The 12,043-nt window shown below is 44.3% G+C and carries 6 protein-coding genes; all 6 read left to right on the top strand.

Going from position 1 to position 12,043, the window contains the following annotated elements; translation table 11 throughout:
* Window positions 1-8: 8 nt before the first annotated feature.
* The 6 genes from ACTB00_RS12625 (at window position 9) to nagB (ending at window position 12,022) form a co-directional block, all read left to right on the top strand.
* A complete protein-coding gene (locus ACTB00_RS12625; RefSeq protein ID WP_463300277.1) occupies window positions 9-2,300 on the top strand; it encodes a GH92 family glycosyl hydrolase in 2,292 nt (763 codons plus the stop codon).
* Window positions 2,301-2,320: 20 nt separating this feature from the next.
* Complete coding sequence (locus tag ACTB00_RS12620; protein WP_463300276.1) at window positions 2,321-3,355, top strand: family 43 glycosylhydrolase; 1,035 nt, start codon at window positions 2,321-2,323, stop codon at window positions 3,353-3,355.
* A gap of 31 nt (window positions 3,356-3,386) precedes the next feature.
* Complete coding sequence (locus ACTB00_RS12615) at window positions 3,387-5,621, top strand: alpha-N-acetylglucosaminidase (protein WP_463300275.1); 2,235 nt, start codon at window positions 3,387-3,389, stop codon at window positions 5,619-5,621.
* A 2-nt stretch (window positions 5,622-5,623) separates the two neighbouring features.
* On the top strand, window positions 5,624-6,766 hold the full coding sequence (locus tag ACTB00_RS12610; protein ID WP_463300274.1) for an acyltransferase family protein: 1,143 nt from the start codon (window positions 5,624-5,626) through the stop codon (window positions 6,764-6,766).
* Between the two features lie 96 nt (window positions 6,767-6,862).
* Complete coding sequence (gene lacZ, locus ACTB00_RS12605) at window positions 6,863-9,982, top strand: beta-galactosidase, LacZ type (RefSeq protein WP_463300273.1); 3,120 nt, start codon at window positions 6,863-6,865, stop codon at window positions 9,980-9,982.
* 93 nt (window positions 9,983-10,075) lie between these two features.
* On the top strand, window positions 10,076-12,022 hold the full coding sequence (gene nagB / locus ACTB00_RS12600) for a glucosamine-6-phosphate deaminase (RefSeq protein ID WP_463300272.1): 1,947 nt from the start codon (window positions 10,076-10,078) through the stop codon (window positions 12,020-12,022).
* Window positions 12,023-12,043 lie beyond the last annotated feature (21 nt).

The following is a 12,043-nucleotide window of genomic DNA, read 5'->3' as shown; positions in this document are numbered from 1 at the left end:
AGATATAAATGATGAGGCACAAATTAGTCAAACAAGGCATCTTAATTTTCACCCTGTTTCTCACAACTGCTGCGCAGGCGCAGTTACACCAATTCGTCGATCCGAAGATTGGTTCCGAGGGATTGGGGAATGTGTTTATTGGTCCGTCCTGTCCTTACGGAATGGTGAAGCCGGGACCTGATAATTCGGTTGGAGCAAACAGCGGCTACTCTTCTGACCAGGACAAAGCGATTTATGGGTTTAGCCAGTTGCATGTAAGTGGGACAGGCGGCGGCCCGAAGTATGGAAATGTTTCAGTCATGCCATTCTCCGGAGATTTAGGGTCGATTGAGCAGGAGTCGTTGAAAGGCGACGAACAGGTAGAGCTGGGATACTACAGTGTGATGCTCCAAAAGTGGACTATTCAAACCCAAATAACAACTTCTGACCGTGCTGCTTTCTATCATTTTTCGTTTCAACCCGACAAGGGAAAAAATGTAAAAATTGACTTAGGTAAGTTTTTGGGCGAACCGGCTATTCCGGATCCTGATGCCCGCGAATCTCAACAATTTGTTGGTTCCGAAATTGAAGTTGTTTCGGATTCTGAAGTTCGGGGATATACCCGAATTCGTGGCGGTTGGAACAACGGAAGCGCTTACACCGTGTATTTCTCGGCTGTTTTTGATCAGCCTTTTACAAAATTTACAAGTTGGAAGGGAGCGGAATTATACCCGGGAGAGAAGGTGCAGGTTGACTCTGGTGAAAAAACTGGAGTGCTGCTTGCCTTTGACAGCTCAAGCGACGACTTACAGATGAAAATTGGCATTTCGTTTTTAAGTCCATTGAAGGCGCGTGCCAACGTCGATCAGGAAATGCCTCATTGGGATTTTGATCATACGCTGGCTGAAACACGTGAAAAATGGGAGGACATCATGAAACGCGTGGAGGTTGATCAGGACGCGACTCCTGAGTTGAAAACCATGTTTTACACCGGACTTTATCACACCATGCTGATGCCCGTTGATCGAACCGGGGAAAATCCGCTTTGGGAAAATAATGGTCCGTATTACGACGATTTTTATGCCATTTGGGATACTTACCGTTCTTCTAGTCCGCTGATTACTTTGCTCACACCTTCGCGTCAGGTCGATATTGTAAATGCCATGCTACAGATTTATAAGCGAGATGGCTACATGCCCGATGCCCGCAGTGGTAACAGCAATGGTCGTACCCAAGGTGGTTCGAATGGAGAAGTGGTGATTGCCGATGCTTTTGAGAAAGACTTGCCCGGCATTAATTATAAAGTGGGACTGGCAGCCATGCTGAAAGATGCAACCATTCCTCCCGGAGGTAATGAGGAAAAGGAGGGGCGAGGCGGACTCACAGACTATAATCGACTGGGCTATGTTTCAACCGACTTTGTACGTGCTGGCAACCGCACGCTCGAATATGCTTACAACGACTATTGCCTGGCAATGGTTGCCAAAGGAATTAAGCGAAAAGGCGAATACTGGCGATTTATCAAGCAGGCAGACAACTGGCAAAACTTGTGGCGCGATATTGAAGATCATGGTTCTCGCGGGTTCATTATGCCCAAAGATGTGCATGGCAATTGGGTAGATAGTATTCAGTGTGATGCAAGCAATGGAAGAGTGAGTTACGTGCCTTACACACCGGTGGCTCAGGATTGGCCGATTTGCGTATGCTGGTGGTGTGGTTTCTTTTACGAAGCCAGTTCATGGGAGTATTCGTTGTCGGTACCACACGATGTTGGCAAGCTTGTAGAACTTTCGGGTGGACGGGAAGCTTTCCGCAAACGTTTGGATACGCTCTTCGAAAAGAAACTTTACAATGTTGCCAACGAACCGTCTTTTTTGAGTCCAAACCTTTATCATTGGATTGGACGTCCGGATTTAAGCAACGATCGCATTCATCGGATCATCGATACTCACTACAACACCAGTCGCAGTGGTATTCCTGGGAACGACGATTCCGGAGCCATGTCTTCGTGGTTGGCTTTTCACCTGATGGGGCTTTATCCGAATGCCGGACAATCGTATTATCTGATCAATTCACCTTGGTTTAAAAAGACGGTGATTCATCAGGAAAACGGCAAGGACTTTACCATTGAAGCCAAAAACCTATCGGCGAAAAATAAGTACATTCAATCGGCGAAGCTCAACGGAGAGGACTTCCCGAAAGCATGGATTGAACATGAAGCTATTATAATGGGAGGAACATTAGTTCTGGAGATGGGGGCCGTTCCGCAGAAATGGGGAACGGAGATCCTTCCTCCTTCAAAATCAGATCAGGAAATATAATCAGATAAAAAAGTGAGGTTATGCCAGAAAAAAACAAACTAAAAAATAAGGATTGGAGAACAGGTATTTTTCTTCTTTTGGTAACATGCTTGTTGGTCGCTTGTACGAATTCTACAAAAAAAGAAAAGCAGGACAGCACTCAGTTGATCACCAATCCAATTATTGATGGCTATTTTGCCGATCCGTCTATCGTCAAAGAAGACGATACCTTTTACATTTATGCAACTATCGATCCTTGGGGGGGAGATGAACTAGCTGTATTTTCAACCAGGGACTTCATTCATTTTGACCGCCACCATTTAAACTGGCCAAGCAAAGAAGCCTGTACAAGTCCAAATTCCAACAGCTCTATGGTGTGGGCTCCTACAGTTCAAAAAGCTCCCAACGGGAAATATTATATGTACGTATCGGTGGGTAGTGAAATTTGGGCAGGAGTGAGCGACGCTCCTTTAGGGCCATGGAAAAATGCCAAGACAGATAATTCGCCGTTGATTGCGGCACCTGACTTCCCCGAGGTACACAACATTGATGCAGACTGTTTTATTGATGATGACGGACAGGCATACCTTTATTGGGGGTCGGGTTTTCATTGGGTAAACGGGGTTTGCATGGCTGGCAGATTAAATCCGGATATGATATCTTTTGCAGAGGAGCCTGTTGATGTGACGCCGAATCACTATTTTGAAGCTCCACATATGATTAAGCGCTTTGATAAATATTATCTGATGTTCTCTGATGGAAAAGCGATTGATGCGACCTATAAAATCGGATATGCTGTTGGAGAATCGCCTATAGGGGCGTTTGACGAAGGTATCAACAGCCCGATTTTGAAAAGCACATCGGACAGCACGATTGTGGGGCCCGGACATCATACGGTATTTCGCGAGAGGGAGCAGGACTATATTTTGTATCACCGAATCTATCCGCAGGGCGAGGAATATGTCTTGCGGCAGTTGTGTGTTGACAGTCTGAAATTTGATGCCGATCACAATATTTTAAAAATCGAACCTCAAGGTATTCAACCATTCACAGTTCCCCAGGGAGCACGGGAATAGAGTAAATATTTTATCCATTAATTTTAATTCAATGAAAAATAGACTGTTAGGATATAGTATATATGGGATTTTACTATTCTCAATCGTTGGCTGTACGAATCGGGATACAAAACCCACTGAAAATAGCGCTGGAGACGATTTAATTGAACGAATCGTACCTTCACATGCAACTAATTTTGAGACGGAGATTATTCGGTCAGATTCAGCGGATTGGTTTGAGATCGAATCGAAAGACGATAAAATTGTACTTCGCGGGAACAATGGCGTATCGGTTGCTTCGGCTCTGTATTATTACCTGAAGGAATATGCCAACTGTCAGATTACCTGGAACGGAACGAACCTGAATTTACCGGAAGAATTGCCAATGGTGCCGGAGAAAGTGCACAAAGACAGTCCTTATGAATATCGCTACTATTTAAATTATTGCACATTCAACTATACCATGAGCTGGTGGGATTGGGAGCGTTGGGAAAAGGAAATTGACTGGATGGCGCTACATGGCATCAATATGCCCCTGGCCATTACCGGTGAAGAATATATTTGGGACGAGGTATATCGTTCGTATGGATTTACTGACGAAGATCTGGATCCGTTTTTTAGTGGACCGGCTTATTTTTCATGGTTCTGGATGGGAAATCTCGATGGCTGGGGAGGCCCGCTGCCGAAGAGTTGGAAAGAGAGCCACCGCGACCTGCAAAAGAAAATTGTGCAGCGCGAGCGTGAACTGGGTATGAAAACTGTTTTGCCGGCTTTTACCGGACACGTTCCCGCTTCTTTCAAAAAGTATTTCCCGGATGCTGACTTAAAGCAAACCAACTGGGGGAATGATTTCGCTGATACCTATATTTTGGATGCGAATGATCCGCTGTTTGCCGAGATCGGTAAGAGATTTTTGGAAGTGCAGCAGGAAGTGTATGGTACAGATCACCTGTATTCGGCCGATACGTTTAATGAAAACGAACCACCATCCGATGACCCGGAATACCTCTCGGAACTAAGTCGTAAGGTTTTCGAAGGGATGAAGTCTGTTGACCCCGAAGCGGTTTGGGTGATGCAGGGATGGTTGTTTTACAGTCATCGCGAATTCTGGAAGGCACCACAAATTAAGGGTTTGCTGGGAGCTGTTCCCGACGACCGGATGATCATTCTGGATTTGGCAGCTGAGATTGAACCCGTTTGGAAACGCACAGAGGCTTTCTATGGGAAAGAATGGATTTGGTGTATGTTACACAATTTTGGAGGCAACATTAGCCTGTTCGGGCGCATCGAAAACGTAGCCGAACATCCAGCAGAAGCATTGAACGATCCTGCTTCGGGGAAGTTGAAAGGGATTGGACTGACCATGGAAGCGATTGAACAAACACCGGTGTTGTATGAGTTGATGACCGACAATACCTGGCGCGATACGCCAATCGATTTGCCGCAGTGGCTTAAACAATACATTAGCAATCGTTACGGTGCTACTAATCCTGATATTGAAAAAGCGTGGGATATTTTGGTCGAAACGGTCTACAATGGTCAGATTATTCGTGATGGTGCGGAATCGATCATCGTCTCTCGTCCAACTTTTGAAGGTTACCGCCGGTGGGCGCGCACTAAGTTGAATTATAAACCAGAGGATTTGTTGCCAGCCTGGGACTTGTTTGTTCAAGCGATTCCTGAGTTTGGAACTTCAGATGGTTTCCAGTATGATCTGGTCGACCTTAGCCGCCAGGTTTTAGCCAATTATGCCTTGCCGATGCAACAGCAAATGGCAATGGCTTACAAAAATAATGACAAACAAAAGTTTGATCAATACAGCACTGAGTTTTTGGAGTTGATTGACGACCTGGATCGTTTGCTGGCAACCCGTAAAGATTTTATGCTGGGTCCCTGGTTGGCCGATGCCCGCAGTTGGGGTACAACACCGGAAGAAAAAGCCTTATACGAGCAAAACGCTCGCGACTTGATTACCCTTTGGGGAGGTGCTGACAACCGTTTGCACGAGTACAGCAACCGTCAATGGAGTGGTTTATTGAGTGATTTTTATAAACCGCGTTGGGAGCAGTTTTTTACTGAAGTGAATGTCGATTGGAAAAGTTTTGATCAGGCAGCATTTGATGAAGAAATAAAACAATGGGAATGGAGCTGGGTGACTTCGCAAAAGGATTTTCCAATTCAACCTACAGGCAGCTCAATAGAGGTTGCTAAGGAGTTGCATCAAAAATATCGCGACCGGATCGCACCGTTAACGAAGACTTTACCAACCATCAATTACAACTACTAGTTATGGTAACAGTAATTAAGAAAAAAGCGGAACGTTTTCTATCACTCGATGTATTTCGGGGATTAACAATCGCTTTGATGATTGTGGTGAACACTCCCGGGACAGGAGCTCATTTTTATCCTTATCTGACACATGCCCAGTGGTTTGGTTTTACCTTAGCCGACCTGGTATTTCCCTCTTTCTTGTTTGCGGTGGGGAATGCCATGAGCTTTTCGATGAAAAAGATGCGATTGGCACCGCCGTCAGATGTTTGGAAAAAGATTATCAAACGTACCGTCGTCATCTTTTTGTTGGGCTACCTGATGTACTGGTTTCCTTTCTTTCAATTTGGCGATGACGGAGGGCTGATGTTGAAGCCAATAGGGGAGACTCGGATTATGGGTGTTTTGCAGCGCATTGCACTGTGTTATTTCTTCGCTTCGATAATCGTTTTGTATTTGTCTGAGAAAGCAACGGTTATTGTTTCGGTTCTGATTTTACTGGCCTATTGGGCAATTCTGTATGTATTTGGCGAGCCTGGAGCTCAATTGGAAATGGCCAGCAATGCGGCCGGCAAGTTCGATTTATCAATTTTAGGTATCGGACATATTTATAAAAAAGATAGTATTCCCTTCGATCCGGAAGGAATACTCAGCACATTGCCAGCTATCGTAAACGTTTTATGGGGCTACCTGGCAGGTGTTTTCATTCAAAAAAAAGGAAAGTCGTTCGAGGGAATTGCCAAATTGTTGATGGTTGGATTCTTACTGGCTTCGCTGGCACTGTGGTGGGATCTGGTTTTTCCTATATCAAAGAAATTGTGGACAAGTCCGTTTGTGCTCTATACAGTCGGGTTGGATTTGTCAATTATGGCTGTTTTGATTTATCTGATCGAACTCAAAAAAGTTAAGGTTGGAGTCAAGTTCTTCGATGTATTTGGGAAAAATCCTCTTTTCATCTATTTGTTTTCCGAACTTTTCTATATGACGTTGCGTCTTATTCCGGTGAATGCCAATCAGGATGCTTTCGAGTGGGTGAGCGAACAGATATTTCAACAACTATTTCCGGGGCCGTTTGGAGCATTTGTAACAGCAATTGTTTACGTCATGCTTTGTTGGGCACTGGGGTGGTGGCTAAATAAAAGACGGATTTATATTAAAATATAATTTGGCGCCCGGTGGATTTGCCGGATCGTGTTAAGACACGATATATACAGGACTGTAGTAAAAAGAAGAATTAAAAATTAATAATAAAAGACAATCATGAGAATAAAAAGCAGGCCGAAAATCCAGTTATTGTTGATCATGTTAGTGATGAATGTCGTTGTTGCTCAAGCTCAAAGCTATTGGCAAGATCCGAAGATCAATGAAGTAAACCGTGCGCCCATGCACAGTGTATTTTTTGCTTACGAGTCAGCAGATGCCGCTTCAGAAGACGTAAAGGAAGTTTCAACCAATTTCATGAGTCTTAACGGTAGTTGGAAATTTAACTGGGTGCAGCATGCATGGCAACGTCCAACCGATTTTTATAAGCTTGACTTGAATGATAAAGGCTGGAGCGGCATGCCGGTTCCCGGGCTTTGGGAGTTGAACGGCTACGGCGATCCGTTGTATGTGAATATCGGTTATGCCTGGCGCAACCAGTACAAAAATAACCCACCAATCGTTCCCGAAGAAAATAATCACGTAGGAACTTATCGCAAAGAAATACAGTTGCCGGCAAATTGGGATGGAAAAGAAATCTTTGTTCATTTTGGTTCGGTAACTTCTAACATCAGTTTGTATGTCAACGGAAAATTTGTTGGATACAGCGAAGACAGCAAACTGGAGGCTGAGTTTAATCTGACAAAATACCTGAAGCCGGGTAAAAACCTACTGGCATTTCAAACCTTTCGCTGGTGCGATGGCACCTACCTGGAAGATCAGGATTTCTGGCGCTTCGCTGGCGTTGGTCGCGACTGCTATTTGTATGCCCGCAATAAAACTTACATCCGCGATTTAAAAGTTACCCCCGATTTAGTAAACGACTATGCCGATGGTGTTTTGCAGGTAAAACTTGATTTGTCGGCAAAAGCTGATGTTGAGTTAAAATTGAAAGATGCAAGTGGGAAAGTTGTAGCCGAAAAACAGCTGACTGGCTTCGGTTGGTTGACTACCGAAATTGAAGTTGCCAACCCCGCAAAGTGGACCGCTGAAACGCCAACATTATATCGCATAATGGCAACGCTTAAAAAATCAGGAAAAGTATTGGAAGTGATTCCGGTACACGTTGGTTTCCGAAAAGTAGAAATAAAGAACAGTCAGCTTTGTGTGAATGGCCGACCCATATTGATTAAAGGGGTGAACCGCCACGAACTGGATCCTGATGGTGGTTATGTGGTGTCTCCCGAGCGCATGGAACAAGACATTCGAATGATGAAAAAATTCAATGTAAATGCGGTGCGCACCTGTCATTATCCCGATAACAGCTTGTGGTATGAGCTGTGCGACAAGTACGGAATTTATGTCGTAGCCGAAGCTAATCTGGAATCGCACGGCATGGGTTATGGTGACGAAACGCTGGCTAAGAATCCGTTGTTCGATAAGGCGCATTTGGAACGTAACGAACGTAACGTATTGCGCAACTACAACCATCCTTCAGTAATTATTTGGTCGATGGGAAATGAGGCTGGTTTTGGACCAAACTTTGAAGCTGCCTACAAATGGATTAAGGGTTACGATCAATCGCGCCCGGTTCAATACGAAGGAGCAGGGCAAAATGACTACACGGATGTTTTTTGTCCCATGTATTATGGCTACGAGAGCAGCGAAAAGTATGCCCAATCGGGTAAAAAGAAACCACTAATTCAATGCGAATATGCCCATGCCATGGGTAATTCCGAAGGCGGATTTAAAGAATATTGGGATTTGATCCGCAAATATCCCCTCTATCAGGGAGGTTTTATTTGGGATTTTGTAGATCAGTCAATCCATTGGACAAATGAAGATGGGCAGTTGATTTATGCATACGGCGGCGATTTCAACCCCTATGATGCTACCGATAATAACTTTCTCGACAACGGTTTAATTAACCCCGATCGCAAACCAAATCCACATTACCGCGAAGTTGGTTATTATTATCAATCGATCTGGACCACTCCTCTTGACCTGAAAAACGGCCAGGTTGACGTGTACAATGAATACTTTTTCCGTGATCTTTCAAATTTCTACCTCCAGTGGGAATTGGTGGCCGACGGCAAAATTTTGCAAACCGGTATTGTTGATGATTTAAACGTTGAGCCACAGCAAAAAACTAAAGTTGACCTTGGCGTTAAATTGCCGGGCGATCTTCAGGCAAACGAGGTGTTTGTAAATGTAGCCTACAAATTGAAAGCTGCGGAACAGCTCGTTTCGGCAGGCTATACCTTGGCTCGTCAGCAATTGACCGTTAAGGATTGGACATTTAAGCCACTTGAACTCGCCAATAAAATTTTCGCTAACACGCAGGTGGTTGAGCCAACAATTATTGAAAATGATACGAATTACTTATTGGTTAAGGGTGAGAATTTCCAGGTAGACTTTAGCCGGAAATCGGGCTTCCTGTGTCGCTATAGCGTTAATGGAAAATTTGTATTTGAGGATGGATCTGAATTGAAACCGAACTTTTGGCGGGCTCCGACCGATAATGACTTCGGTGCTAAGTTGCAGCTGAAATATGTGGTTTGGAAGAATCCTAAAATTGAGTTAAAATCGATTGATGCAACAATGACTGCGGAAGGATTAGCCGAAGTGAAGGCAGAATACAACATGCCTGAAGTAAACGCGAAATTGCGACTGACGTATCAAATTAATAACGAGGGAGCTGTAAAAGTAAACCAGAAGCTGATAGCTGGAGAAAATGATGAGGTTTCGGAAATGTTCCGTTTTGGTATGAAACTGGAAATGCCGGGAAACTATTCGCACATTAAATACTACGGTCGTGGGCCGGGCGAAAACTACATCGACCGGAAAGATGCTGCCTTTATAGGTTTATACAATCAAACCGTTGAAGAGCAAGCTTACGCATACATTCGTCCGCAGGAAACCGGTACCAAATCCGATGTTCGCTGGTGGGCACAGTTGGATGAGGCTGGATCAGGTCTTTGCTTCAAGTCGGATGATGTTTACTCGATTTCAGCTTTAAACTACACCATTCATGCGCTGGATGATGGTATCGAAAAAGATCAACGACACTTTCCGGAAGTAGAGCAAAGTAATTTCGTTACTATTTGTATTGATAAAAAGCAGATGGGCTTGGGCTGTGTAACTAGCTGGGGGGCACTTCCACTCAAAGAATACCGGATGCCTTACCAGAACTATGAGTTTGATTTTGTTATTTCCCCGATAGCACATCTGGTTGAATAACTAACAAAACAACCAATTTGCGTGTATTGGTTAAAAGATATTGCGTGTGAATTTATTGTAAAATAGTGAAAGAAGATAATTAATTTCTTAATCATGAATAATAGTCTGACTTACATCGAAAATACCATTGAGAAACTCCCGATTACCATTGTAGAGGATCAACCGACAGGGGCAAAAGTTATTGCAGGTCAGGTTGCTGAATTGATAAAACGGAAGCAAGCCGAAGGGCAGTTCGCAGTTTTGGGGCTGGCAACAGGTTCTTCCCCCGTTATGATTTATAGAGAGTTGGTTCGTTTGCACAAAGAAGAAGGTTTGAGCTTCAAAAATGTCATCACTTTCAATCTGGATGAATATTTTCCAATGTCGCCGGAAAGCGATAAAAGCTATGTTCATTTTATGTATGAGCATCTTTTCAGTCACATCGACATATTGCCGGAGAATGTTCACATCCCGGATGGATCGTTGAAAATCGAAGATGTGTCTGCGTTTTGTTCCGCTTATGAAGCAAAGATTGAAGCGGTAGGGGGAATTGATATCCAGATTTTAGGTATCGGACGCTCGGGGCATATTGGATTTAATGAGCCGGGATCGACAGTAAACTCACCAACCCGTTTAGTAAAGCTGGATCAAATTACGATCACCGATGCCATCACCGATTTTGACGATGAACAGCTTGTTCCGCATCGTGCCATTACAATGGGGGTTGGTACTATTTTAAGCGCTCGACGCATCATTCTGGCCGCTTGGGGAGAGTCGAAATCGCCGATTCTAAAGAAGATGATTGAAGGACCGGTAAGCGTAGAGGTTCCCGCGTCATTCCTTCAACTCCACAAAAATGTAATGATTTATTTGGATGAATTGGCCATGACCACATTTACCCGCATCAAAGCGCCGTGGTTGGTTGGTGTGATCGAATGGACTCCGAAAATGATAAAACGTGCCGTGATTTGGTTGAGCCAAAAAACGAACAAACCAATTCTTAAGTTGACCGATGAAGACTATAAAGAGGCAGGATTGCGTGATTTATTGGTTGAATATGGCGGTGCTTACGATTTGAATATTAAGATTTTTGGCCAGCTGCGCGATACCATAACCGGGTGGCCTGGCGGAAAACCGGGAGCTTACGAGAAAACCCGTCCGGAACGTCCGGAGCCCGCGGTAAAACGTTCAATCGTTTTCAGCCCACATCCCGATGATGACGTAATTTCGATGGGAGGGACACTCATTCGTCTGGCCGACCAGAAACACGACGTTCACGTAGCCTACCAAACCTCGGGCAACATTGCCGTGTTCGATGACGATGCGATTCGCTATTCGCAGTTTGTTGTCGACTTGTTGAAAAATCAAGAATTGAATTGCCCGGAACTGATTCAATCGAATGAAGATCTGATTAGCTTTCTGGAAACTAGAAAACCAGGGCAGGTTGATACCCCGTTTGTAAAGGCTGTAAAAGGCTTGATTCGTCGTGGTGAAGCTGCAGCCGGATGTCGTTTTAGTGGCGTGAAGGATGAAAATGTACATTTCCTCGACCTCCCATTTTACGAAACAGGGCAAGTTAAAAAGAGCGAGCCGACTGAAACGGATGTGAATATCGTGATTGATTTGTTGCGCGAAATCCAGCCACACCAGATTTTTGCAGCTGGTGATTTACAAGATCCGCACGGAACGCACGAAGTTTGTTTACAAATCATTTTCAAGGCTATTCGCCAAATGCGTGCCGAAGGCGACAGATGGCTGGACGATTGCTATGTTTGGTTGTATCGTGGTGCCTGGCAGGAATGGGATGTTGAAGACATCGAAATGGCTGTCCCGATTAGCCCTGACGAATTGTTCCGTAAACGGAAGGCGATCTTTAAACATCAGTCGCAAAAAGATGAACCTGTTTTTCCGGGTGACGACAAAAGAGAGTTTTGGCAGCGGGCAGAAGATCGTAACCGCACGACAGCCAAAATTTATGACCAATTGGGACTGACCGAATATGAGGCGATTGAGGCTTTCGTTCGTTACCCATTTGAAGACGAAACGTCGTTTTTGAAATAAATATTTTTCGTTAATAGGAAT

The organism is Sunxiuqinia sp. (assembly GCF_055140945.1).
Note: the sequence above shows the minus strand (reverse complement) of the source record. Positions and strands in the feature narration are given on the sequence as shown.